At 71.8% G+C, this 25174-nt stretch carries 17 protein-coding genes; 8 read left to right on the forward strand and 9 right to left on the reverse strand.

The features are described from left to right. Position 1 precedes the first annotated feature (1 nt). Together fsxC and fxsT are read left to right on the forward strand one after the other, a co-directional pair. Positions 2-1240 (forward strand): FxsC protein, encoded by a 1239-nt coding sequence (fsxC, locus tag OG272_RS38555; RefSeq protein WP_327750279.1) that lies wholly within the window; start codon positions 2-4, stop codon positions 1238-1240. After that, complete coding sequence (gene fxsT / locus OG272_RS38560; protein WP_326575373.1) at positions 1237-5232, forward strand: FxSxx-COOH system tetratricopeptide repeat protein; 3996 nt, start codon at positions 1237-1239, stop codon at positions 5230-5232. The genes fsxC and fxsT overlap by 4 nt, the downstream gene beginning before the upstream one ends. A 78-nt stretch (positions 5233-5310) precedes the next feature. On the opposite strand, the gene OG272_RS38565 is transcribed toward fxsT, so the two are convergent. Both OG272_RS38565 and OG272_RS38570 read right to left on the reverse strand, forming a co-directional pair. Then, complete coding sequence (locus OG272_RS38565) at positions 5311-6246, reverse strand: alpha/beta hydrolase (RefSeq protein ID WP_326575371.1); 936 nt, start codon at positions 6244-6246, stop codon at positions 5311-5313. Positions 6247-6589: 343 nt separating this feature from the next. Beyond that, positions 6590-8314, reverse strand: a complete 1725-nt coding sequence (locus OG272_RS38570; RefSeq protein ID WP_327727227.1) for an acyltransferase — start codon at positions 8312-8314, stop codon at positions 6590-6592. A 181-nt stretch (positions 8315-8495) separates the two neighbouring features. On the opposite strand from OG272_RS38570, the gene OG272_RS38575 reads away from it, so the two are divergent. Beyond that, positions 8496-9986, forward strand: coding sequence for a hypothetical protein (locus OG272_RS38575; protein WP_327727226.1), 1491 nt, complete (start codon positions 8496-8498; stop codon positions 9984-9986). A gap of 39 nt (positions 9987-10025) precedes the next feature. Here the strand turns inward: OG272_RS38575 and OG272_RS38580 are convergent, their stop codons facing one another. The 6 genes from OG272_RS38580 to OG272_RS38605 form a co-directional block, all read right to left on the reverse strand. After that, a complete protein-coding gene (locus OG272_RS38580) occupies positions 10026-11894 on the reverse strand; it encodes a serine/threonine-protein kinase (protein ID WP_327727225.1) in 1869 nt (622 codons plus the stop codon). Between the two features lie 216 nt (positions 11895-12110). Further along, on the reverse strand, positions 12111-13043 hold the full coding sequence (locus tag OG272_RS38585; RefSeq protein WP_326575363.1) for a VOC family protein: 933 nt from the start codon (positions 13041-13043) through the stop codon (positions 12111-12113). 4 nt (positions 13044-13047) lie between these two features. Beyond that, the gene (locus OG272_RS38590) at positions 13048-14046 is read right to left on the reverse strand and encodes an amidohydrolase family protein (protein WP_405895613.1); all 999 of its coding nucleotides are present in this window, start codon (positions 14044-14046) and stop codon (positions 13048-13050) included. Next, positions 14043-15182, reverse strand: a complete 1140-nt coding sequence (locus OG272_RS38595; protein ID WP_327727223.1) for an FAD-dependent oxidoreductase — start codon at positions 15180-15182, stop codon at positions 14043-14045. Before OG272_RS38595 ends, OG272_RS38590 begins: the two co-directional genes overlap by 4 nt. Before the next feature lie 81 nt (positions 15183-15263). After that, complete coding sequence (locus OG272_RS38600; protein WP_327727222.1) at positions 15264-16295, reverse strand: cyclase family protein; 1032 nt, start codon at positions 16293-16295, stop codon at positions 15264-15266. After that, complete coding sequence (locus tag OG272_RS38605; protein ID WP_405895614.1) at positions 16292-17365, reverse strand: fumarylacetoacetate hydrolase family protein; 1074 nt, start codon at positions 17363-17365, stop codon at positions 16292-16294. Before OG272_RS38605 ends, OG272_RS38600 begins: the two co-directional genes overlap by 4 nt. Before the next feature lie 125 nt (positions 17366-17490). Here OG272_RS38605 and OG272_RS38610 point away from each other — a divergent pair, with 125 nt between their 5' ends. The 3 genes from OG272_RS38610 (at position 17491) to OG272_RS38620 (ending at position 20829) form a co-directional block, all read left to right on the forward strand. Further along, positions 17491-18576, forward strand: a complete 1086-nt coding sequence (locus tag OG272_RS38610; RefSeq protein ID WP_405895615.1) for a LysR family transcriptional regulator — start codon at positions 17491-17493, stop codon at positions 18574-18576. A gap of 323 nt (positions 18577-18899) precedes the next feature. Continuing rightward, a complete protein-coding gene (locus OG272_RS38615) occupies positions 18900-20195 on the forward strand; it encodes an MFS transporter (RefSeq protein WP_405895616.1) in 1296 nt (431 codons plus the stop codon). Between the two features lie 202 nt (positions 20196-20397). Next, positions 20398-20829 carry a PPOX class F420-dependent oxidoreductase gene (locus tag OG272_RS38620; RefSeq protein ID WP_326575351.1) on the forward strand — a complete coding sequence of 144 codons (432 nt, stop codon included), beginning with the start codon at positions 20398-20400 and terminating at the stop codon, positions 20827-20829. Between the two features lie 160 nt (positions 20830-20989). Here OG272_RS38620 and OG272_RS38625 read toward each other — a convergent pair whose 3' ends face one another. Beyond that, positions 20990-21970 carry an alpha/beta fold hydrolase gene (locus tag OG272_RS38625; RefSeq protein ID WP_405895617.1) on the reverse strand — a complete coding sequence of 327 codons (981 nt, stop codon included), beginning with the start codon at positions 21968-21970 and terminating at the stop codon, positions 20990-20992. A gap of 79 nt (positions 21971-22049) precedes the next feature. Here OG272_RS38625 and OG272_RS38630 point away from each other — a divergent pair, with 79 nt between their 5' ends. Further along, positions 22050-22688: a TetR family transcriptional regulator C-terminal domain-containing protein gene (locus OG272_RS38630; protein WP_327727218.1), complete on the forward strand. Its 639-nt coding sequence runs from the start codon at positions 22050-22052 to the stop codon at positions 22686-22688. A 34-nt stretch (positions 22689-22722) separates the two neighbouring features. Then, entirely contained in the window at positions 22723-25140 is a 2418-nt protein-coding gene (locus OG272_RS38635; RefSeq protein ID WP_405895618.1) for a SpoIIE family protein phosphatase, read from the forward strand. The last annotated feature ends 34 nt before the right edge of the window (positions 25141-25174 follow it).

The raw sequence follows: 25174 nt of genomic DNA on the forward strand, positions 1-25174 counted from the left end.
CATGAGCTATGCGCGGGTTCCTGTTCCCCGACACCGGGACGCGTCACAGGATCCCAATCGACTGGTGTTCCGGTTCTTCGACGAGCTGCGCGGCAAAGTGGCGCGTCTGACGAACAGCACACCGGAGCAGGCGGGCTTCATCGAGCTGCCCGGAACACCCGGGGAGAAGTCGATCGAGGCGCTCTACGCCTGCCGGGTCTTCGTTCCGCTGTACTCCAAGCGGTACTTCAGCAACCCCCAGTGCGGGAAACAGTGGACCGCCGTCACCCAGGCCGTACAGGGGATCCGGCCGAGCATAGTCCCGGTCCTGTGGACCCCCCACCTGCCCACCGCGCTTCCCGAGAAGGTCAACGGGCAGTACTTCGAGACTCCGGCCGGTATCGGTGAGGCCGCCGAGAACTACGCCTCCATGGGACTCCACTGGCTGCTCGACCAGATGCTCGATGTGCCCGAACGACCCGCCCCGGAGGACGAGCAGGCGGTCGCGCAGGTCGCCGCCCAGGTGGACCAGGTGACCGACTGGCTCGCCCAGCGCATCGTCGACCAGGCGGCCAGGGTCCCCGAGCGGACGCGGATCTCGTCCGGTGGTGGGCGGCCGCTGACACTGGCGGGGCTGGACGACGCCTTCGCCGACCCGCCCTTCGCCTCCCCGCTGCGCATCACCGTCCTCGCCCCGACCGAGGAGCAGTTACCGGGTGGCCGGGACAACACCCGCTATGGACCGCGCGTCGACGACTGGAGGCCCTACGGGCCGGCCTTCGGTCCCCTGGTCGAGCAGATGGAGGCACTGGCCCGCAACATGGGCTTCCAGCCCAGCGTGCTGCCCTTCCACAAGACCCGGGCCGAGCTGAGAGGCACTGGGCTGCCGGCCGCGCCCTGGATCCTGGTCGTGGATCCCTGGGCGTTGGAGATCCCCCAAATGGCTGCCCAGGCACGGGAGTTCGACAGGGCCAGGCATCCGTGGACCGCGGTGCTCAGTACCCTGGCGGAGGACGACCCGCAGACCAAGGAGGAGTCCGATCGACTGCGCGGTCTGCTGACGACGTGTTTTCCCCGCTTCATCGGCGAGGGGCGTACGGGAGAGCAGGCGGCGGTGCGCGGCCTGGCGGGCGCGGATGTCTTCAGCCGCTGGTTCGGCGAACTGGCCGAGGCGACCAAGATCCGCTATTTGCGGTACATTCATTCGCAATTGTCCCGGAGTGGCACAGGCCTTCGGGACGTTCCGGAGGGCACACCATGACCGGCGATGACGCGGGCGCGGGCAGGATCATCACGTTCTACTCGTACAAGGGCGGTACGGGACGGACGATGGCGCTCGCCAACACGGCCTGGATCCTCGCTTCCTCGGGCAAGAGCGTGCTGGTGGTCGACTGGGACCTCGACGCGCCGGGGCTGGACCGCTTCCTGCATCCGTTTCTGAGCGAGAGCCAGCTGCGCAGCACGCCGGGGGTGCTCGAACTCGTCAGCCGGTCGACCCAGTTGATGCTCCAGAGCTCGAACCTTCTGGAGCAGCCGCACCAGGCCGAACTGGGTTCCGAATCGTCCGCCGCCCTCGACAACTGGGCGGCCGACGGGATTTCCCTCAACAGCTGTCTGATCCAGGTCGACTGGAGTTTCCCCGAGGGCGGCCAGCTCTACTACCTTCCGGCCGGCACCAAGAACAAGGGCTACCTCTCGGCGTTCTCGCAGTTCGACTGGAAGCCCTTCATGGACGGACCGCTGGCCACCAGGTTCCTGGAGGGACTCAAGCACGAGTTCGTCGAGAACTTCGACTACGTCCTCATCGACAGCCGGACCGGACTCAACGACATCTCCGACATCTGCACCGTCAGCCTGCCGCACACCCTGGTCACCTGCTTCACCCCGAGCAGCCAGAGCATCGAGGGCGCGGCCGGCGTCGCCGAGCGCATCGACGGGATGTACGGCAACCGGGACATCCGGATCCTGCCGGTCCCCATGCGGGTGGAGAACGCCGAGGCCGACCGGCTGGACGCCGCGCGGGGGCAGATCCAGTACCGCTTCGACCGGATCGTGCGCAAGCACCTCACCGACCGGGACCCGGAGGACTACTGGGGCAGTGTGGAGATCCCCTACCGGCCCATCTACTCCTACGAGGAGACGCTGGCCCCGTTCCGGGAGCAGCCCGGGGACCCCAAGAGCCTGCTGGCCGCCTACGAGAGACTCACCGAGGTCATCACGGACGGTCAGGTCGCCTCGCTTCCGCGCATCGAGGAGCCGCTGCGGCGGGCGACCCTCGACAGATACACGCGGCACCGCCCGCCGCGCATCTCCGACGTGTACGTCAGCTTCGTTCCGCAGGACCGCAACTGGGCCAACTGGGCGGGCGCGGTCCTGGAACAGGCCGGTTTCAAGGTCCATCTGGCGCAGGAGGGCACGGCCGAGGGCGCACAGCTGAGGGACGAGATCGAACGAGGCGTCGAGTCCGCCTCGCACACCCTCGTCGTCTTCTCCGAGGCCTACCTCAGGTCGTCCCGCTTCCGCACGACCTGGGAGGCGGTCTACGCGGAGGGCGACCGCCGCTCCCACCAGCTCGTGTCGATGCAGGTCGACCGGCAGATCACCCTGGACGCGCCGTTCACGGACCAGCTCGCCGACATGACCCGCTGCGACACCGGGGAAGCGGGCCGGAGCGCTCTGCTGGCGAGCTTCGGCCGCAACGCGGACGCGTTGAGGCACGACCACTTCACGGGCGGCGAACAGAAGTTGCCGCGTTTCCCGGGCGCCGAGCCCCCGGTGTTCTCCGTTCCGCTGCGTACCTCGTCCTTCACCGGACGGACGGAGATCCTGGAAGGCATCCGGGAGAAACTGTGGCAGGACGACACCCGGGCGCTCGTGCTCAAGGGCATGGGCGGGGTGGGAAAAACCCTGCTGGCCCAGGAGTTCGCACACCGCTACAAGAGCGACTACGACGTCGTCTGGCACATTCAGGCCGAGCAGCGGATCCTGGCCGTCGAGCAGGTCGCGGCCCTGGCCGAACCGCTCGGTCTGCCGGAGCGGACGAACCCCACGGACACGGCCAGGACCGTGTACGAGGCTCTCAACCAGGGTGACAAGTACGACAGTTGGCTTCTGATCCTGGACAACGTCCCGGAGCCCGATCACCTCCCCGAGTTCATGATGGACGGCCGGGGCGGCCACATCGTGGTGACCAGTCAGCGCGCCGAGGGCTGGGGACGTTTCGTGGACACCGTCGACGTCCCCGTGTTCGAGCGGGACGAGAGCATCTCCCACCTGCACAGCCGACTGCCCGACTGCGGCTGGACGGAGGCCGACCAGATCGCCGAGGCGCTGGGTGACCTGCCGATCGCGATCGAGCGAGCCGCGGCCTACATCGAACAGACCAGGGCGGACGTCCGCGGCTACATCAAACAGCTCCAGCCCCAGGCCACCGGAGCCCCGGACGAGAACACGGTCGGGGAAGTCGTCAAGTCGAGCACCAACACCTGGGAATTCGCCCTCGGGCAGCTGAAGGAGAAGTTCCCGCCCGCGGTGAAGCTTCTGCAGATCTGCTCCTACTACAGTCCTGAGCCGATCTCGATGGACCTGCTGGAGGGCTTCGAGGTCTCCCGGGTACTGGGCGGGGTCCGCACGGTCTCCCGCGCGTACAAGGAACTCAGCCGCTTCTCCCTGGTCACCGTGGACCGCAAGGCCCGGAGCGTGACGGTGCACCGCATGATGCAGATCGCCATGCGGGAGGAGATGACCGAGGCCGAGCGCGAGGCGGCCCGGGAAGTGGTCTACCGCTCGCTGATCGCCGCGCGGCCGAGCGGGGACGACCCCGAGAACCCCAACACCTGGGAGAAGTACCGCATCATCTGGCCCCATCTCGGCACCCCGTGGGCCGAGACCGCCCCCGACGAAGGCATCAAGGAACTCTTCGTGGACCGCGTCCGCCAGCTGCGCCGACGGGGCGAACTGAGCCAGGCGATGGAGTACAGCCTCAAGCGGGTCGCCTCCTGGTCCCTGGAAGGCTCGCCGGACGAGCGCTGGACCCTCCACATGCGCTTCCAGATCGCCAACATCCTGCGCGCACAGGGCAGATACGAGGAGTCGCTCTCCTTGGACCAGGAGGTCCTGGAACGGCAGCTCGCCGTGCTCGACGACGTCGACGACCAGCACATCCTCATGACCACCAGTAGCATCGCGGCAGACCTGAGAGGCCTGGGCCGGCTGTCCGAAGCACTGCGCTACGACGAGGAGACGTACCAGAGATACGGCGAGATCTACGGCGAGGACCACGCGCGGACCCTCAGCGCCGCCAACAACCTCGCCGTCGCCCTGAGGCTCTCCGGCGACTACCACCGGGCCCGCGATCTCGACCGCAGGACGCTGGAACTGCGCGAGGCGATCCAGCTCCACGACCACCCCCTGACCATCGAGTCGGCGGTGAACCTGGGCCGCGACCTGCGTGACTGCGGCGACTACGAGGAGTCCGTCACGCTGCTGAAGCGCGCGTACGAGCGCTGTCTGCGCAACGCGCGGCTCACCCAGGGGTCCCCGACCGTGCTGAACACGGCCAAGGGGCTCGCGGGTTCACTGCGCAGGGCGGGCCGGGCGGTGGAGGCCGAGGAACTCGTGCGCCATGTTCTCCGGAGCACACCCGAGGGAGAGACGGGAACGACCTCGGAACGCCTGCTGCTGGAGATGAGCCTGGCCGGCGACATGGCCGCGCAGGGGCGCATCGACGAGGGACTGAGCCTGATCCGACGGGTTCTGGGGGACCTGAAGAGCAGTCTCGGTGAAGACCACTCCCACACCATCGCCTGCTCGGTCAACTACGCGGTCCTGCTGCTCGGCGACGGCCTGTCCATGCGACCGGAGGCGGCGGCCGAGGCGCGGGAGCTGCTGCGACTGGCCCAGGTCAAGTTCGCCAAGCTCAACGGCGACAACCATCCCTTCGTCCTCATCTGCCGTGCCAACCTGGCCGTCGCGGACGCCGCGCTCGCCGGGTGGGAGGAGGCCCGCAGAACCAGCGTCGAAGCCTACGACCTGCTCAAGGAAGTGCTGGAGCCCACTCATCCGTCGACGTTGACCTGTGCCGGGAACCTCGCTGTCATCCTGAGCCATCTGGGCAGGGCGGACGAGGCCCGTACCAAGCAACAGGACACGCTGGCGGCGTTGAGCAAGCGCATCGGCAGCGAGCACCCCCGTGTGCTCGCCCTGCAGCAGTGGGATCTCAACTGTCTCGACCTGGAGCCGCACCCGATCTAGCCGCCCCGAGCGGGACGTGCGGTCGTTGCCGGGTGCCGGCAATGACCGCACACGCGGGGGAACATGCGGGGGAAGCCGTCAACGGCGGGCCTCGTCGCGAGCCCAGGCGAGCACCTGTGGCAGCGCCGGCAATGCCGCGAAGTGGGCTGCGGACGGCTGCAGTACGGCCTTGGCCGAGGGAATCTTCCTGGACAGCCAGTGGAAGTGGGCGACCGGGGCGAAGACGTCGTGCTCTCCGTGCCAGAGCATCACGGGCATCGACTCGTCGATCTGCTTGAGGTCGAACCCCCAGTGCGTGCGGAACGCGACCAGATCGTCCACCCAGCCCATCGGCGCGCGCGGATCGTCTGCCGTACTCTCGCCCTGCTCGGTCTGGTCCACGGCGGAGAGATAGTTCCTGAGGAGGTGCTGGCGGATTCCGGCGTCCTCCACGATGACCCGGTCCACCTTGGGCATCTCCCGGTGGAGGGAGGCGAGGAACACCATGGGATCACGCCGGATGGTATCGGCGTTACGGGCCAGCCGGCCGCCCAGCTCGGTCACGTCCGGCGCGTGGCGGTCGAGGAGCTTGTACGTCTCGACATTGGAATCGGACATCCCCTTGAGCCAGTCCAGTCCGTCGCCGTCGGCGTCCGGCGGGGCGAGGGAGACCAACGCGGCGACGCTCACCACCCGGTGGCGGAGGTTGCGCGCCGCGCAGGCCAGGGCATGCGGGGCGCCGCCCGATCTGCCCACCACGGAATACCGGTCGAGACGCAGTGCGCGGGCGATGGCGTCGATGTCCTCGGCGGCGTCGACGACCGTGCGTTTCTCGTGGCGATCGGACCCGCCGTACCCGGGCCGGTCGTAGGCGATGAGCCGCACGCCGAGCTTGTGCAGATCGAAGGTGCGCAGTCGGGGGCCGAGGCGGCTTCCGGGGGTTCCGTGCAGCAAAAACACCGGATGTGCTTTCGGATCGCCCCAGGTTTCATAGGCGATCGTCCGTTCGTCGGACGTCTGCACTGTCGCAACCACCCGATGCCCTCCCGTTGCCAGTGGCCGTGGACTGGAGCGCGGGACCTCCCAGCATTACGCATGGGAAGCCCCGCTCCTAGTAACTGCTCAGCCGTTCTGGCTTCATGTGGCAAGAATTGGGTAAACGTGGCCCGCTCGGCTGTTCATGCCCCAAGGTAGTGCACCGGGCAACGGGTCGCCGGACGAGGACGGAATTGGTGGTGGCCGAGTGAGTCATGGGGTATGCCGCCTCACCGCACTCCTGAGGCCCGTTCCGCCCCTCCGTGGTGCCCGGCACCTGGGTGAAGGCGCGACCACCCGTCCGGAGCAGTACGGACGCTGACGTTCCGGAAAGTGGTGTGTCTCACGCTCCGCCGGCGGGCTCGGGGCGGTGTACACCACGTGGCCGATAGCCCAGTGCGTCGGAGCGGCCCAGGAGGTCGGCCAGCAGCCAGACGATGGCCAACCACATCTCCGTCCCTTGCAGCCCAGGCTCCGGGCCCGGGCCCGCCGCACCCGGTCCGAACCCGAACCCTCTTCCCTCCTGCCAGCGGGTCAGGGCGGCGGTGAGTTGCCGCTCGGCCCACCCGCGGATCTCGGCCGACCGGTACCCGTCGTCGCTTCCGCCCCTGCCGCCCAACTGCCGTGTGCACAGCCACAACGGATGGGCGACGTCCAGTACGTTGCAGGCGTTCTCCCGGCCCGCACCGAAGTAGCGCGGGTCGCGGGCGTGGTCCAGGACCGCGTCCACGACCCGTTCCGGATGGGGGACGGGTACCCCGAACTGGGCGAAGGAACCCCGCGTGAGCCGGTAGTAGCCGTTCACCACCTGGAGGCGGCCCGCGGTGGGTGAGGGACTGCCCCACATGCCGGTCCAGGGGTCGGCCCGGGTGAGGAGCCAGCCGAAGAGGGCTTCGAGGGTGCCTGCGGTGAGGCCGGTCGTGTCAGGTTGTCTCAGGTTCCAATGGGCGGCTGTGGCCCAGGAGTCGATCCAGGCGCCGGCGCCCCACGCCCCATCCCGCCAGGGCAAGTGTTCCAGCCGGGCGATGAGTTGACTGGCCGTCATATCGCTCGCGCCGCGTATCGGTTGTGGCAAGGAAGCGCCCAGGAGGTTCAGCGCGTAGCCCACCGACAGGACGTGGTACAGCGCCGGGCCCTCGCCGGGGAAGCCGTCGGTGTCCATGGGGGGTGGTCGCTCGCCGAGTTCGGGTACCAGGCCGGTCTCCCGGTCCTGGAGTGACACCAGGCGCTCGATGTGTTCGGCCCTGTCCACCTGCCCGGGGGCTGAGGCCAGCAGCAGGTCGGCGATCTCCACGGCGTCGCAGTGGGCCCGCACGGTGGGCGCGGTGCCGGGGCGGTCGGTGTAGTGGTCGCCGTCCCAGCTGAGGGCGAGGATGTCGGCGGCCTGGGCGCGGGCGGTGTCGGCGAACCGGGCGAGCACGTCACCACCGGCCCGGCTTCCCGCCCTCCGCCCCTCGGCCTCTCCGCCTCCTGCCTCCCGTCGATCCCGAATCCTCCGCGCGGGATTCCCCGCCGCCACCGTCCACGCCGGTACGTCCTTCGTCACCACGGCCCCGGCGCCGATCACGCAGTGGTCGCCGATCGTGACGCCGTCGACGACGACCACGTGGGAGCCGATCCAGACGTCGTCGCCGATGGTGATGCCCCGGCTGGTCTGGGGCTGCCGGAAGATCGGCTGGTCGGGGGCCATGGAGTGGTTGAAGCCCAGGAGCGAGGTGTGGGCGCCGATACGTACGCCGGTGCCCAGGGAGATGGTGCCGCGGGCCACGGTGAACGGGTTCAGTGTGCAGTCCGTGCCGGTGGTCAGGTCGCCGGTGACGTAGGCGTGGGCGGCGATGTACGAGTCGTCGCCGAGCCGGAGGAGGCCGGGGAAGACCGCCGCCGAGCCGGCCACGTAGCAACGCTCGCCCACCGCGCTGTCTCCGCCGAGCGACCGCTGCCGCTCCCGCTGCGCGGCCCGTTGCACCTCCGTCGCCTCCTTCTCGAACAGCCAGGGGCAGTGATCGAAACGGTCGGACTGGTCGGACTGGTCGGGGGCGTCTGCGGGCGGCTGCTGTCGGTGATCCATGGGGCGCACGCTAGGCAGACGTGCGCCTCGCGAGGAAGAGGGCCCGAGGGGTGACGCGGTGTACGGGGCCGGGTGGGTGAGAGAGGGCTACGGGCCGGTGTGTCGCGGCTTCCGCGTCGCGGTCGGCATCTCATCCTTTTGTCTCTTTGAAGGCTTGTCGTCATCGCTCCGGGATGGGTCCATGCGTGTGAATGCGAGTGCCACTCCGGTCGTCACGCCCGTCGCCGTTCCGGCGGCCCGCGCGCCGGTCCTCGGCCCCGTCGCCGTGGTCGCCGGAGCCTTCACACTGGCCCAACTCCTGCTCGTACCACCGGGGATGGGGCTCGGCTGGGACGAGACCGTGTACGTCAGTCAGGTCAGCCCGCATGCGCCGCCGGCGTTCTTCAGCGCGCCGCGTGCGCGGGGAGTGCCGTTGCTGGTGGCGCCGGTGGCCGCGTGGTCGTCGTCCACCGGGTTGCTGCGGGTGTATCTGGCGGTGCTGTCGGGGGTGGGACTGTACGTCGCCCTGTGCGCGTGGCGGGGGCTGTTCCCGGTGCGTGTGCGGGTGGTCGCGGGGGCGTTGTTCGCGTCCCTGTGGGTGACCCTCTTCTACGGCCCGCAGGCCATGCCCAACTACTGGGTCGCGGTCGGTGCGCTTGTCTGCGTGGGGTGCTTTCTGCGGGTGCGGAAGGATCCCGGGGACCGGGCGGCGCTGTGGGGTGTGGGCGCCGGTACGGCGTTGATGGCGTGGATGCGGCCCACGGACGCCCTGTGGGTGAACCTTCCGCTGTTCGTGCTGCTGGTGGGCGCACGGGAGTGGCGGCGGCCGCGGCTGCCGGGGGCGATGGTGGTGGGGCTGGGGACCGGGGCGGGGGCGTGGGTCGTCGAGGCGTACACCCAGTTCGGCGGGCCGGCGCGGCGGCTGGCCGACGCGTCGCGGATCCAGGGCGGGCTGGGCTGGAACATCGCCGTCGACGACCAGGTGCGCAGTCTGGTGGGGCGTACGTTGTGCCGTCCGTGCACCGGCGACCTGCCGCATCCGGCGATTTTCGCGTGGTGGTTCGCGCTGCCGGTGCTGGCCGCGATCGGGCTGGCCGTCGCACTCAGGGCCGGGCGGGCGACGCCCACGGTGGTGCCGCTGGTCTGTGCCGCCACGGCCGCGGTCCCGTATCTGTTCCTGATCGGGTACGCCGCTCCGCGCTTCCTGCTGCCCGCGTACGCCCTGCTCGCGCTCCCGGTCGCCGACGCGCTGCTGAGTCTCCTCCGGCGGCCGGGGGGAGCCTGGCGGCCCGTCCTCGGGGCGGTCGTGGTGCTCGGGGTCCTCGGGCATCTGGCGGTGCAGTACGCGGTGCTGGCCCGCACCGTCGAGCGCACCACCGCCTTCCATCGCGACTGGGACCGCATCGCCGCCGAACTGCGTCGCCTCGGCGTGCGGCCGCCCTGTCTGCTGACCGGTGACTACGCCATCCCCATCGCCTACTACGCGGGCTGCTCCTCCGCCCACACCCACGGCAACAACGCCAACACCACCCGGGAGGGCATCCTGCGCACGGCCGAGCGCGTCCCCGTCGCCGCCCTCGTCGCGCCGGGGGGCGGCCCACCCGAGTTCGCGCGCGCGTGGCCCGCTCACCGGGCCGCCGGGTTCCGGCTGTATGTGGCGCCGACGGGGGACCGGGCACGCACGGCGCCCTAGGGGGAGATGACCGGCCGGTGGATCGCGCCGGGCGGGGGATCAGGAAACGCCGGTGATGAAGCCGTCCCTGGCCTTGTCGAAGGTGGGGCGGTAGGCGTCCCAGTCCGCGTCCGGGGCCGAGAGGTAGATGTCGTACTCGCGTTCGCCCTCGCGGCCGAATCCGAGGTCGATGGCGCGGAAGGCGCGGGCCCGGCCCTGGAAGGTGAACTCCCAGACGGCCGCCGGCTGCCCGCGGAAGGTGGTCTGCTGCATACGCAGCTTCCGGTACGAGCCGGGGTAGTTGATCTTGGTGTTCGCCTCGATGTCCTTGAAGTGGGCCAGGGGGTGCGAGCCGGCGGGGTCCACGACACCGATCGTGAGTTCGACCAGGTCTGTCTCGTCGGTGTAGGAGATCGACTCTGCCGTCCGTTTGCCGGCCTTCCAGCCGTCGGGGACGGGGAAGGAGACGCCGAGGGTCTCGTCCGTGACCAGGTGGAAGCCGTCGGGGACGGGGGAGGGGGCGTAGGACGGGGGCGCGGTGGAGCTTCCGCTGCCCGGGGAGGCGGCGCCCCCCTCGGGGTTCGACCTGAGGTAGAGCGCGGCGCCGACGACCGTGGCGGCCACGGTCACCGTGACGGCGACCGTGACGGCGACCGGGACGGCGATCCGGCGCTTCGTCCGACCCGGGCGGGTCGGACGGCCGGCCTCAGGGCCCGCGCCTCCCGGGCCGTGCGCGTCGTGACCGTCGTGACCGTCGTGAGCGTCGTGCGGGGTGCCGGGGGAGCCGCCCCGGCGGCCGTCGAGGTCCGGTCCGCCCCGGCCGCCGCCGTGCTCCCGCTCACGATCGGCCACCGGGTCGGTTCCCCGGTCCGTTCCGCCCCCCGCGCCCTGGCCCGTGCCCCAGCCCGTTCCCGTCCAGCCCGTTCCCGTTCCCGCTCCCGAGAGTGTCCTCTGGTCCGTGTGCCGGCCGCCGGTCGTCCGCTCGTTGTACTCGTCGTACGAGCCCCCGTCGGCCCGGCCCCCGGCCCCCACTATCGGCTGGGCGATCGTCACCTGTCCGGAGACCACGGCCCGCAGTGCGCGTTCGGTCTGTTCCGTCGTGGGGCGGTCGGCCGGGTCCTTGGCGAGGAGGGCCTCGATGAGGGGTTCCAGGGCGCCGCCCCGCTTCGGGGGCTCCAAGGGGTCCACGGCGATGGCGTACGCGGCCTCCATCGCGGTGAGGCGGCGGAACGGCGGGCGGCCCTCGACCGCCTGGTAGAGCGTCGCGCCCAGGGCCCACAGGTCCGAGGCCGGGCCGGGCTTCTGGCCGCGGATCCGCTCCGGGGCCATGTAGTGGATGGAGCCGACCATCTCACCGGTCTTGGTCAGGGTCGAGGCGTCCGCGGTCATCGCGATGCCGAAGTCGGTGAGGACGACGCGACCCTCGGCGCCGAGCAGGACGTTGCCGGGCTTGACGTCGCGGTGCAGGACACCGGCGGCGTGCGCGGCCCGCAGCGCGGCGACCATGCCCAGACCGATACGGGCCGCCTCCTCGGGCGGGAGGGTCCGGCTGTCCGTGAGCAGGTCGGCGAGCGTGGGAGCCGGCACGTACTCCATGACGATGCAGGGCCGACCGTCACCGGCGCCGCCCCGGACACCGTCCGCGTGGCCGTCCGCGTGGCCGTCCACATGGTCGTCCACGACGTCATGGACGACGATCACGTTCGGGTGCGCGATCCGGGCCGCGCTCCGGGCCTCGCGGCGCGTGCGTTCGTACAGGGTGACGAGGTCGTCGGGCGACAGATGCGGCTGCACATGCAGCCGCTTCACCGCGACCTGGCGGTCGAGGACCTCGTCCCCGGCCCGCCACACCGTGCCCATGCCACCGCGGCCTATCTGCTCCGTGAGCCGGTAGCGCCCGGCGACGAGCCGCCCTACGTCCGACACCACGTGCCCTCCGCCAGCCCTGCATACGTTCGATTCGCCTCGTCACCATAACCGGCCCGAGGTGAGGGCAGGGAGGAGGACCGGTCCCAGGGGCGGGCGGTGAGCGGTCCGTGGCGTCACGGCGTCACGGAGTCACGGAGTCACCGAGTGTGTGCCGGTGAAGGGTGCGGGCCGCCCGGTCGGGGGCCCGCACCCTGACAGGCTCGGGTCGCTCGTTCCTCACACCGGCGGGGCGACGAAGACTCCGCGGTCGACGTCGTTGAAGGACTCCTTGGCGACCAGCTCGTTCATCGGGTTGGCGGTGCCCCACTGGTCGGTGACTTCGGGCCGGGAGAAGTCGTAGACGTGCGGGTGCCAGGTGTCCTCGTCCAGCAGTTCCAGCTCCGTCGTGTACTCGACGGTGTTGCCGTGCGGGTCGAGGAAGTAGGTGAAGGTGTTGTCGCCCGCCATGTGCCGACCGGGACCCCAGACCTTCTGGTGACCGGCCCGGATGACGCGGCCCGAGCCGCGCATGTACTCGTCGATGCCGCGCATCTCGAAGGAGATGTGGTGCAGGGAGGTGTGCGGGCCCTTGGCGATGGCCATGGAGTGGTGCTGGTTGCTGATCCGCATGAAGTGCATGACGTCACCGACGTACGGTGAGCTGAGCGTGTCGGAGTGGCGGAAGCCGAGGTGACGCTCGTACCACTCGCGGGTCCTGTCGAGGTCCGGGGAGTTGAGGACGACGTGCGACAGCTTCACGGGGATCGCCTCCTTCTCCTCGATCTTGCGGTGTTGCCGCACCTCGACGTCCGCCGAGACCTCGATGGTCCGTCCGTCGATGTCGAAGAAGCGGAAGCCGTAGCCGCCGCCGGGGGTGTCCACCTTGCCCGGCTGGGCGAGCAACTCCACACCACCCGCGAGAAGTCGCTCGGCGAGCGTGTCGACGTCCTCGGTGCTCGCGGCGCCGTACGACACGAGGTCGAGCCGCTTCTCGTCGGCCTTGCGAAGCCGTACGACGTACTGCTCGGGGGAGCCCTCGGCGGCCAGGAAGGAGATGCCGGAGTCCTCGGCGACCTTGGTGAGGCCCCAGACGCCCGCGTAGAAGTCGAGTTGCTTGTCGTAGTCGGGCACGGCGAGGTCGACGTGCCTGAGGTGGGTGAGCAGACGCATGGTGTCAGTCCTTCCGGAGGAGGGCGGCGGCGTTGGCGCCTCGTACGGCGTGGAAGTCGGGGTCGGTGAGCCGGGCCGCGCGCAGGGCGCCGACCGGGTCCTCGGTGCCCATGTCGAAGGGGAAGTCGGAACCCAGCAGCACCCGGTCGGCACCGGCGACGCGGATCAACTCCCGCAGTACGTCCGGGTCGTGGACGAGCGAGTCGAAGTGGATCCGCTTGAGGTAGCTGCTGGGCGGGTGGGCGCAGCCCGCGCCCGCGTCGGAGCGGGTCCGCCAGGCGTGGTCGGAGCGGCCGATGTGGGTCGGGAGATAGCCGCCGCCGTGCGCGGCGATGATCCGCAGGCCGGGGTGCCGGTCCAGTACGCCGGAGAAGATGAGGTGGGACAGGGCGACGGCGTTCTCGGTGGGCTGGCCGACCACGTTGGACAGGTACCACCGGTCCAGACGCTCGTCGAGCGTGCAGCCGAAGGGGTGCAGGAAGAGGAGCGCGCCCGTCGCGGCGGCCCGGGCCCAGAAGGGCTCGTAGGCCGGGTCGGACAGCTCCCGGCCCGGCGCGTGGGAGGAGATCTCGACTCCCAACAGCCCTTGCTCCAGGGCGTGTTCGAGCGCACGGACGGCCTGCTGCGGGTGCTGGAGGGGTACGAGGCCGAGGCCGCGCAGCCGGTCGGGTGCCTGGGCGCAGTGCGCGGCCGTCGCCTCGCCCGCCAGCCGGTACACCTTCTCGGCCGTCTCCTCGTCCGCCCAGTAGTGGTAGTGCGAGGGGGACGGGCTGACGAGCTGGACGTCCACACCCTGGGCGTCCATCGCGGCCAGCCGTACGGCGACGTCGGTGGCCCTGGGGAGGAGGGCGCGGACCATGGGGCCGCTGACGGCCAGGGAGGCCGGGCCGTTGCGGCGGGCCTCCAGCGCCCTGGCCTCGGCCAGACCGGGGAGCCCGGCCACCGCCTCCTCGACCTCGGGGATCAGGACGTGCGCGTGGACGTCGACGGTGGGGGCGGTCACGGCGCGTCCGTGAGGAAGGCCATCGTGCGGCCGATGAGGCCGGGCACGTCGGCGTCCCGGACGCCGTCCAGCTGCCACTGCCCGAGCTGCACGGACGCCTCGACGACGGTCCGCACGCGCGGGATGCGGCGCTCGTAGTAGGCCTGGAACAGCTCGTCGTCCCATGGCCGTCCGCCGGTGAGCAGCTCGGCCAGCACGGAGGCGTCCTCCAGGGACTGGGCCGCGCCCTGGGCGAGGGTCGGCGGACAGCAGTGCGCGGAGTCGCCGACGAGCACGACTCGGCCGCGGTGCCAGGAACCCTCGACCAACAGCCGGTTGAACCAGGTGTAGTTGACCTTCTTCGGGTCGGTGATGTGCTTGGTGATCTCGGGCCAGTAGCCGCCGTAGTGCTCGGCGAGCCGCCGCATCTCGTCCGCGTACGACTCCGGGGGGATGGAGGCGCGATCGCGGTTGGCCTCGACCACATAGGCGTAGACCGTGTCCTCGCCCGTCGGGCAGAAGCCCGCGATGTACGCCGGGCCGCCGTACGCCAGGTCCGTGCGGACCACGCCCTCGGGGCGCGGGGCCGGCGCGCGCCAGATGGCCATGCCGGTGGGTTCGGGCCGGTCGGTGATGCCGACGGCGGCGCGGGTGGCGGAGTTGAGGCCGTCGGCGGCGATCACCAGGTCGTAGCGGTCGGCGGTGCCGTCGCTGAACCGCACCGACACACCCTTGTCGTCCTGCTCCAGGCGCTCGGCGGTGGTGCCCAGGCGCACACCGGCGCCCGAGGCGCGGACCGCGTCGATGAGGATCTGCTGCAGCCGGGGGCGCCGCATGCCGAGCGTGGCGGGCAGGTCCTCCCCGCCCGTCCTGATGTCCTCGGCCACGTGCGTCACGGTGCCGTCCGGGGTGGTCACGCCCAGCGAGGCGAAGGCGAACCCGGAGGCCTCGATCTGCTCCCAGACGCCGAGTTCGCGCAGCACGCGCAGGGCGTTGCCCTGGAGGGTGATGCCGGAGCCCGTCGTGGCGTTCCAGTCCGGCTCTGCCTCGATCAGGTCCACGGCGAGGCCGGCGCGGCGCAGCAGGACGGTGACGGCGTTGCCGGAGGCGCCGCCGCCGATGACGAGGACTCTGCGGGGGCCGGTTCTCTCGGGCATGGGGAACTCCCTTGTTCCGCCGATCGGTTGACGGCGAGTGGTGGTGTGAGCAGGGGGAGGGGTGGCGGGAGGGGCAGGGGGTTATTTGACGGCGATCGGGTTGACCGGGGAGCCGACGGCTCCGGTGATGGGCAGGGGTGCGGCGGTGAGCCAGAACTCGTACACGCCGTCCGCCGCGCAGTCGTCCGCGAGGGCGTCCGGGTCCCACATCTCGCCGATGAGCAGCCCGAGGTGGGGGATGGCGATCTGGTGCAGCGGCTGGAAGGCGTGCTCGAACTCGTTCGGCCGTACCTCGAAGCCCCAGGTGTCGGTGGCGATCGCCGCGATCTCGGTGCGGTGCAGCCAGCCGGCCGTGGTGAACGACAGCCCCGGAGCGTCGCCGCCCGCGTAGTCGCCCCAGCCCTCGCGCCGGGCGCGGGCCAGCCGCCCGGTCCGTACGACGACGATGTCACCGCGTCCCACGGTCACCCCGTGGGCCTCGGCGGTCGCCGTCAGATGCTCCTCGGTGACGGCGAACCCGTCGGGCAACTCGCCCTCCTCGCCGATCACTCGGCCCACGTCGAGGAGGACGCCGCGCCCGGCCACGTACGGCGCCATGTGCTCGATGCCGGTGACGAGGTCGCCGTCGGAGGTGACGACCTTCTCGGCCCGCCGCCCGTTCCAGGCGTTGCCGTGGTCGAAGATGTGCCCGAGGCCGTCCCACTGGGTGGAGCACTGCAAGGGCATCGCGATCACGTCGTCGGCGCCGCCGATCCCGTGCGGGAAGCCTTGATTGCCCAGTGCCGCGTCCGTGCCCGTGTCGAGCATGGTGTGCACCGGGTTGGTCCGGCGCCGCCAGCCCTTCTGCGGGCCGTTCATGTCGAAGCTCTGCGAGAGCGAGAAACTCACCCCGCGCCGCACGAGGGCCGCACCCTCCCGCCGCTTGGCCTCGTCGAGGAAGTTGAGCGTGCCCAGTGCGTCGTCCTCTCCCCAACGCCCCCAGTTGGAGACCGACTTGGCGGTGGCGGCGATCGCGCCCTCGGGGTCCGCACGGTCGTGGGGGAAGGCGGCGGAGGAGAAGAGGGAGGCAGAGGAGGAGGGGGAGGCGGAGGCGGAGGAGGTGGGAGAGGTCATGACGCGGACTCCTCGGCGACACAGCGGGTGCGCTGGGCGCCCAGCCCCGTGATCGAGCCGTCCATCACGTCGCCGCCCCGCAGCAGCCGTCCCCAGTGCATGCCGTTGCCGGCCGGGGAGCCCGTCAACACCAGGTCACCCGGCAGGAGTCGGGCCGTCCGCGAGGCGTACGACACGAGTCGCGCCACCCCGAAGAGCATGTCCTTGGTGGACTCGTCCTGCATGGTCTCGCCGTTCAGCTTCAACGTGACCCGCAGGTCGCCGGAGTCCGCGACCGAACCAGCCGGCACGATCCACGGGCCGAGCGGGGTGAACCCGGGCGCGTTCTTGCTGCGCAGCCAGTCGGTGCCGATCGCCTTCATGTCCCGGCGGAAGACGGTGGCCCGGTCGGTGAGGTCGTTGGCGATCGTGTAGCCGGCGATGTGGTCCATGGCCTCCTCGACGGACACCCGGTAGGCGGGCCGGGAGATCACGGCCGCCAACTCCAGCTCCCAGTCGGGCTGTTCGGCCCAGGAGGGCAGGACGACATCGTCGTACGGGCCCGTGATCGCGCTCGGCAGACCGATGAACACGTACGGCAGGTCCTCGGCCGCCCGGCGGTCCATCACCGCGGCGATCTCCGCCCGCGCCTCCGCGACCGAGCGGGGGTCGTCGGGCGAGCGGTGGGCGACCTCCAGGTCGATGACGTGCTGCCGGTAGTTGGCGCCGGACTGGAAGATCTGGCGGGGCTCGACGGGTGCGTGCACCCGCAGCCCGTCGAGCGGCTGCCAGGCGTCCGAGGAGGCGTTCGAGACGGTGTCCGGGGAGGCGTTCGAGGTGGCGTCCGGGGACGCGTCCGGGGAGGCGTCAGGGGACGCTGTCGCCGCCAACTCGTGGAGGCGGGGCAGTAGTTCGTCCCAGCGCTCCAGGAGGGTGCGGATCGTCAGGTCCGGGGCGGCCAGGGCCCGCCGCAGGTCGAGCGCGCGGCGGTCCGGCGTGACCAGGGTGGGGAAGGGAGCCCCGTCGAGGGCTGAGACGGTGCCGAGGGCGAAGGGTCCGGCGAAGGCGGCGGACGCGGCTGGGGGTTTCACGAACGTGTCCTCCTCGTTGCGATGCGACTAATCTGGCCCGGCATCTCGTAATCTGGGAAATCGATTCTGTGGATGCGGATCATCCACCCTGTTTATGCCGCAGCCTTCGCACGCGGGAGCGCACCGTGAACCTGGCCAGCCTCGACCTCAACCTCGTCGTCGCCCTGCGCGCACTCCTGGAGGAGCGCAACGTCACCCGGGCCGGCCGCCGGGTAGGGCTGAGCCAGCCCGCGATGAGCGCCGCCCTCGCCCGGCTGCGGCGTCACTTCGACGACGACCTGCTCTCCCGCGTCGGCGGCCACTACGAGCTGACCGCCCTCGGCCAGGTCCTCCTCACCCGCACCTCGACCGCCTGTGACCTGCTGGAACGCCTGTTCACCAGCCAGGCCGACTTCGATCCGGCGGTGGAGTCCCGTGAGTTCACCCTGGTCGCCTCCGACTACGCGGTGGCCGTCTTCGGCGCCGAGCTCGCCCGGGTGATCCACCAGGAGGCGCCGGGCATCCGGCTGCGCTTCACGCAGACGCCGCCCGGGCTCGTCGAGGGGCTCGGCACCCTGCTCAGCACGACCGACGGGCTGCTCATCCCGCACGGCATCATCAGCGACTTCCCCGCCACCGAGCTCTACCAGGACCAGTGGGTCTTCCTCGTCGCCGAGGACAACCCCGAGGTCGGCGAGAGCCTCACCCGGGACGACCTGACCCGGCTGCCCTGGGTGACGTACCAGCGCACGTACGACGCCCCCGCCGTACGGCAGCTCGGCATGCTCGGCATCGAACCCCGGGTCGAGGTCTCCGCCGACAGCTTCACCGTGCTGCCCTTCCTCGTCGCCGGCACCCGCCGCATCGCCCTCGTCCAGCAACTCCTCGCCGAACGCCTCCGCGACGTCGCCCCCGTGCGCGTCATGAAGGCGCCGTACGAGACGGTGCCGCTCCAGGAGGCCCTCTGGTGGCACCCGGTCCACACCCACGACGCGGCCCACATCTGGCTCCGGGAAACAGCGGCGCGCGTGGGGGCGGCGGTGGGCGCGGCGGCGGGGGAACCGGATGCGCGGACGGGGCCGGGAGCCGCGGCGGTCTCCGACGGGGCGGACGATCCTGAGGGAGCGGAGGATCCTGAGGGAGCGATGGATTCCGCCGCCCCGGCCGCATCCGTCCCCGCCGCGCCGGCCGCATCGGCCTCCGCCGAGCCGCCCGCGTCTGACACGAGGTAGGCCGTGCCGCCTCCGGGAAGGGCTGAGTCCTCCCTCGCGTCGGCCGCTCCCGCGCGGAGCGGGCCGGAGGGCTGCCGAGCAGGCAGTCTTGGGCCCTGGCGGGGCTCGGCATCCATCGGGCGGATGGGCGTTATCCGGTACTTCGATCACCTGGAGGCTAGGCGAGGGACGCGGCCTGGCTCATAGTCGGGGCAGTTCCCCGATGCCCGCCGCTCGGGCTTCGGGGGCGTTTCCCCCGGGTGCGCCGGTGCCCCGCGGCGTGGTGACGGCCACGGCGACGGTACGGCCCCGCACTCTTCCGCCACCGCTCGTGGAGTTCCCGTATGCCCGAATCTCTGTCCCTGCCCGCGTCTCCGCCCGCTTCCGCCTCCGGCGCCGTGCCCCACGGCGGCGGCAAGGGGCGTGCCGCGCTCCTCATGGCCGGCAGCTGTCTGCCGGTGCTCGGCGCCGTCCTCATCGCCCCCGTGCTGCCCAGGATGCAGGACCACTTCGCGTCGGTGGCCGGCGCCGAGGTCCTCGTCCCGGTCGTCCTGACCGTTCCGGCGCTCGCACTCGCCCTGCTGGCACCCTTCGCCGGGGTCCTCGTCGACCGGCTCGGGCGCAAACGCCTGCTCGTCGTCGCCACCGCGCTGTACGCGGTCTTCGGCACCGCGCCCCTGTGGCTGGACTCGCTCGGCGCGATCGTCGCCAGCCGGGTCCTGGTCGGCGTCGTGGAGGGCGCCATCATGACCTGCTGCACCACGCTGATCGGCGACTACTACACGGGCCGGACGCGGGAGCGCTACCTCGCCCTGCAGACCGTGTGCGCCTCCGCCTCCGCGACCGCGTTCTTCGTCATCGGCGGCGCGGTCGGCTCGGCGGGCTGGCGCGCGCCCTTCTGGCTCTACGCCGTCGGGCTGCTGCTCGCGCCCGTGATGGCGGCCGCGCTGCCCAGGCCGCGCCCGGGCGGGACCGACGCGGCCCCCGGAACCGGCGTGACCGAGGAGCGCGACGGGGCCACCGGCGCGGCCACGGCCGCCGGAGTCGCTGAACTCCCGGCCCAGGTGCGGCCGTTCCCGCTGCGAAGGCTGGCCGGCATCTGCGTACTGACCGTCTTCGGCGGCATGGTCTTCTACACCGTGCCCGTCGAAACGGCGTACCTGCTCGACGACTTGGGCGTGACGTCCACCGGTGTCATCGGTCTGGCCACCGCGCTCGCCAGCGCCGCCACCGTGGCCGGTTCCCTCGCCTTCACCAGACTGCCGGGCACCCCCGAGAGCCGGCTGCCCGCCGTGCTCGCCCTGTGCGCCGCCGGGTTCGTGGTGATGGGCCTGGCCGGCAACCCCGTGCTGCTGATCGCGGGCGGCATCCTCAACTGCGTCGGCACCGGCATCCTGCTGCCCTCGCTCCTCACCGTGGCGATGTCCCGGCTGGACTACGCCGACCGGGGCCGCGGCACCGGGCTGTGGACGGCGGCGTTCTTCGCCGGAGAGTTCGTCTGCCCGCTCGTGCTGCTCGGCGTCGCCTCGGCGGCGGGCGGCCTGGCCGCCGCCGTCGGACTGCTGGGCATCGCCTCGGCCCTGGTGTCGGCCGGGCTGCTGCTCGCGCGGCGCCGGGTGCGAGCGGTGGAGTCGCGGTAGCCACCGGCGCCGAGCGCGGGCTCCGGCAGCCCCCGCGAGCCTCGTGGTACGGCGGCGGCTGCTCCGGGACGGCGGGCCGTCGGCTCCACCCCCGAGCGGCACGCCCGTTTCCCTTCCCCGCTCATCGCCCCCGTCACCGGCGGCTCCCGCTCCTCGTGTCGTTCTCGACCTTCATGCCGATGGGAAGGGCGATGATGCTCGTATGACCGTGACACCGTTCAACCCGCGTGCACTGCTGGCGAAGAGCCGGCTCGGCGTCCTCGCCACCCTCAAGTCGGACGGCCGCCCCCAGCTGTCCCCCGTCATGCCCTTCTACGACGAGGAGGCCGGAGTCATCCGCGTCTCCACCACCGAGGCGACCGCGAAGACCGCCAACCTGCGCCGGGACCCGCGCGCCGCTCTCGAGGTGACCAGCCCCGACGGCAGGTCCTGGGCCACCGCCGAGGGGACCGTCCGCCTCACCGGACCGGGCACCGACCCCGAGGGCCCGGAGGTCCAGGCCCTGGTGGACTACTACCGGGCCGCCGCCGGGGAGCACCCGGACTGGGACGAGTACCGCGCGGTGATGGTCTCCGACCGCCGGGTCCTCATCACCCTCACGGTCGACCATGTCTACGGCGCCGCGATCGGCTGACGGCGCCGACGCGCACCCCTGACCAGGGCGGCGTGTACCCGTGACCAGGGCGCCGGACGGCGTGCACTTCTGACCAGGGCGCCGGACGGCGTGCACTTCTGACCAGGGCGCCGGACGGCGTGCACTCCTGACCAGGGCGCCGGACGGCGTGCACCCCTGATCAGACGGCTGGGTCGTGCCCGTTCCGTGCGTCGACGGAGGCCATGAACTCCAGCATCCGACGGTTCACCTGCTCCGCGTGGTCCATCCACGGTCCGTGGCCGGTGTCGGAGAAGATCTCCGCCCGGGCCCCCGGTATCAGGCGCGGCACCCGCTCCACCTGTCGCCGGGGGTGCACGAGGAGGCTGCGTCGGCCGAGCGCCAGGTAGAGAGGGGTGCGGACGGTGGACAGTTCCTCGTCGGTGAGGGGCAGGGGAGCGGGGCGGCGGATGCGGTAGGCGCGGACGGCCGTTCTGATCATCGTGCGCAGCTCGGGCACGACGAGGACCGGCTGCTCCAGCCAGGCCGCCAGACGCGGGCGCAGCGCCTTGGGCGCGAAGGTCGCGAAGAGGCTGGCGAAGATCCACACGAAGAAGCGCAGCCCCACCTTCTCCAGCCCGCCGGGGTCGAGGAGCGTGACCGAGGCGAGGCGGCCGGGGGCGCGGTGCGCCTGGTTCAGGGCGAGCCAGCCGCCGTAGGAGGCGCCGACCAGATGGACGCGGTCGAGCCCGAGCCCGGCGAGCGTCTCGTCCAGCCAGCGGGCGGCGTCCTCGGGCCGGTGGATCGGGGCGCGGGGGACACTCCGGCCGGGGTCGCCCGGGGTGTCGAGGGCGTAGACGGTTCGCTCGGCGCTGAGGGCGGGGGTGTTCGGGTACCACATGGCGGAGCAGGAGCCCGCTCCGTGAATCAGGACGACGGGGGTCCTTGACCGGGCCCTCGGGTCGGCCGGGCCGTAGCGGTACACGTGCGTGGTGCCGAACGAGGTGTTCACGTCCTGTTCCTCGCGAGCGGTCGCGCCCAGCGCGTACACCGCCTCGCAGGCTGCGAAGTGGCGGTCGCGCAAGGCGTCGCTCACATAGCGGCCGACGTCGGCACGGTTGCTGGCAACGGTCGGGGACACGTCCACCTCCGAGGTCTCGGTTTCGTGATACGAACGTACCATGATGTTGGTACGGATGTACCATCAAGGCTCCTTGCCGACGAGGACGACGAAGACCATGAGACGAGCGGAGAACGGGTCGATGCCCAGACGCGTGGACCACACCCAGCGGCGTACCGAGATCGCCGAGGCGCTCGTCAGGGTCGCCGGGCGACAAGGGCTGCACGCCGTGGGGATGCGCGACGTGGCGGCGGAGGCGGGCGTCTCCCTGCGGCTCGTGCAGTACTACTTCGAGACCAAGGAGAAGCTGTTGCTCTTCGGGCTGGAGTTGCTGGCCGAGCGGTTCGGGGAACGGGTCGCCGACCGACTCCGGGCCGCCGGGGACGGCACGGGCACCGGCACCGGCCCCCGAGCGACGGTCGAGGCCCTGCTCATGGCGGCACTGCCGACGGACGAGGAGAGCCGCACGTTCCACCAGCTCTACACCTCCTACGCCGTCCTCTCCATGACCGACCCCTCCCTCGCGGCCCAGCCCTTCATCAGGCGGCCCGACGCAGCCGAGGACGCCCTGACCGGTCTCCTGCGGCGGGCGCGGGACGAGGACCTGCTGTGGCCGGGCGCGGACCCCCGACTGGAGGCGATCGGTCTGCTGGCCATGTCCGCCGGGCTCGGCACCAGCGTCCTCGTCGGCCAGCGCGGCCAGGAGGCCGCGACGGAGGTCCTGGAACACCATCTGAACCGGGTCTTCCAGGGTTCGGCGGACCGGGCGGGCTCGCGGTAGGGCGTCCGACGTGGTTCGGCGTAACGTCGTGACTGTGGACTCCACGGCTGGCGGGCTCGTGTCCCGTGTCGCGCGTGAGCTCGTCCCCAGGGCGGACGAGCTGACCGCCGAGGTGGAACGCTGCCTGCGCCGCGAGATGCCCGAACTGTGGGAACACCCCGACGCCATGGCCTCAAAGAACGTCGCCGAGCACGTCGTGGGGGTGCTCTCCGCCCTCCAGTACGGCGTCGACCCGGGCAGCATCGAGGTGCCGTCCGCCGAACTCGCGCGCGTACGCCGCCTGGCCCGGCACGGCATCCCCGTCAGCGCGGTGCTGCGGGCCTTCCGCCTCGGACAGGGCGTCGTCCTCGACCGTCTGCTCGAGGAGATGCCACGCCGCACCGACGACGCGCCCCTGGTCAGCGAGGCCGCGCGTCGCCTGATCAGGGCGGCGACCGGATACGTGGACCGCACCTCCGAGCAGGGCGTCGTGGCGTACGAGGAGGAACGGGACCGGCGGCTGCGGTGGCGGCTGTCGATGGTGAACGAGGCGAGCATGCGCATCGGCACGACCCTGGACATCGTCCGCACCACCCAGGAACTGGCCGACTTCGCCGCCGAGCACTTCGCCGACCTCGTCACCGTCGACCTGCTCGACTCCGCGCTCAACTCCCACGCCACCCCGCCCGACGACCCGCTTCCCGCGTCACCCGTGCTCCACCGGGTCGCCCAGCGGTCGGCCGCCCACCCCGGCCGGGCGCCCGCCCGTCGGCAGCCGCACACCTTCCCGCCCGACTCCCCGCCCTCCCGCGCCCTGACGACGGGCCGGCCGACCAGGCACCGTCTCGACGGCGGACGCCGGGGACCGCACTGGGCCTCGGAGTCCCCGGCCGGCGGGTGTGCCGGGGGCGACGGCCGGGGCGGACGCGGCGGCTGGATCGAAGAGGGCGGTGGCGGGAGGGCCGGGAGTCCGGCGAGCGCGGCGAGTGCCGAGATCGCCGGGCGGGCCGACGACGGCGCAGATGCCGGGGTTGGCGGTGGCGGTGCCGGTGGCGGCCGGGCCGTGAACGGTGGTCGTGTCGGCCGTGCCCGTCCGGTGCACTCCACGCTGGTGGTGCCGTTGCGGGCGCGGGGGGCCACGCTCGGCGTCGCGCAGTTCTGCCGGGACCGTACCCCCGACGCGTTCGACGACGAGGATCTGCTGCTCGCCCAGGAGATCGCGGCGAGGGCGGCGGTCGCCGTCGACAACGCCCGCCGCTACACGCACGCCCGCGCCACCGCGCTCACCCTGCAACGCAGCCTGCTCCCGCGCCGCACCCCGAGGCAGTCCGCCGTCGACGTCGCCTTCCGCTACCTCCCCGCCGACGCCCAGGGCGGCGTGGGCGGCGACTGGTACGACGTCATCCCGCTCTCCGGTGCCAGGGTCGCCCTCGTCGTGGGCGACGTCGTGGGCCACGGCGTCCACGCCGCCGCCACGATGGGCCGTCTCAGGACCGCCGTACGCACCCTCGCCGACATCGACCTGCCACCCGACGAACTCCTCACGCACCTGGACGACGTCGTGATCCGCCTGGCCGCCGAGGTCGAGGAGAGCGGCGCGGACGACGAGGCCGGGGCCGTCCCGGGCCCGGACGCCGGGCCCTCCGCCCCCGGGGCGGCCGAAGGCGCCGGGGACATCGGCGCCACCTGCCTCTACGCCGTGTACGACCCCGTCTCGCGCCGCTGCGCCCTCGCCCGCGCCGGTCATGTGCTGCCCGCCGTGGTGACCCGGGACGGCACCGTCGACTTCCTGGAGCTGCCCCCCGGGCCGCCGCTCGGCCTGGGCGGGCTGCCGTTCGAGGCGGTGGAGTTCGAACTGCCCGAAGGCAGTCTGCTCGCCCTCTACACCGACGGTCTGATCGAGGCCCGGGACCACGACATCGGCGCGGGCCTGGCCCGGCTCCGCGACGCCCTCGCCCGCCCCGCCCCCACCCTGGAGGCCACCTGCGACGCCGTACTCGAAGCCCTGCTGCCCGCCAGGCCACCCGACGACGTCGCCCTGCTCCTGGCCCGGACCCGTGCCCTCGGCGCGGGCCAGGTCGCCACCTGGGAGCTGGAGGCCGACCCCGCCGCCGTCGCGCGGGCCAGGGCGTACGTCACCCGGCAGCTGAGCGACTGGGGCCTGGAGGAGCTGGAGTTCACCGCCGAGCTGGTGGTCAGCGAACTCGTCACCAACGCCATCCGCTACGGCCGGCCCCCCGTCCGGCTGCGCCTCATCCACGACCGCACCCTCATGTGCGAGGTCTCCGACTCCGGCGGCACCACTCCGCACCTGCGCCGCGCACGTGTCTTCGACGAGGGCGGCCGAGGCCTCCTCCTGGTCGCGCAGCTCGCCGACCACTGGGGAACCCGCCGCGCCCGCCACGGCAAGACGGTCTGGGCCGAGCTGAACGACTCCGCGACCGCCGCGTTCCCGGCACAGGCCGCCCTCTAGTGCCGCGGCAGGCAACGGGCACGGCCGCCCGCCG

The sequence above is a fragment of the Streptomyces sp. NBC_00104 genome, assembly GCF_045160825.1.
Classification (GTDB): domain Bacteria; phylum Actinomycetota; class Actinomycetes; order Streptomycetales; family Streptomycetaceae; genus Streptomyces.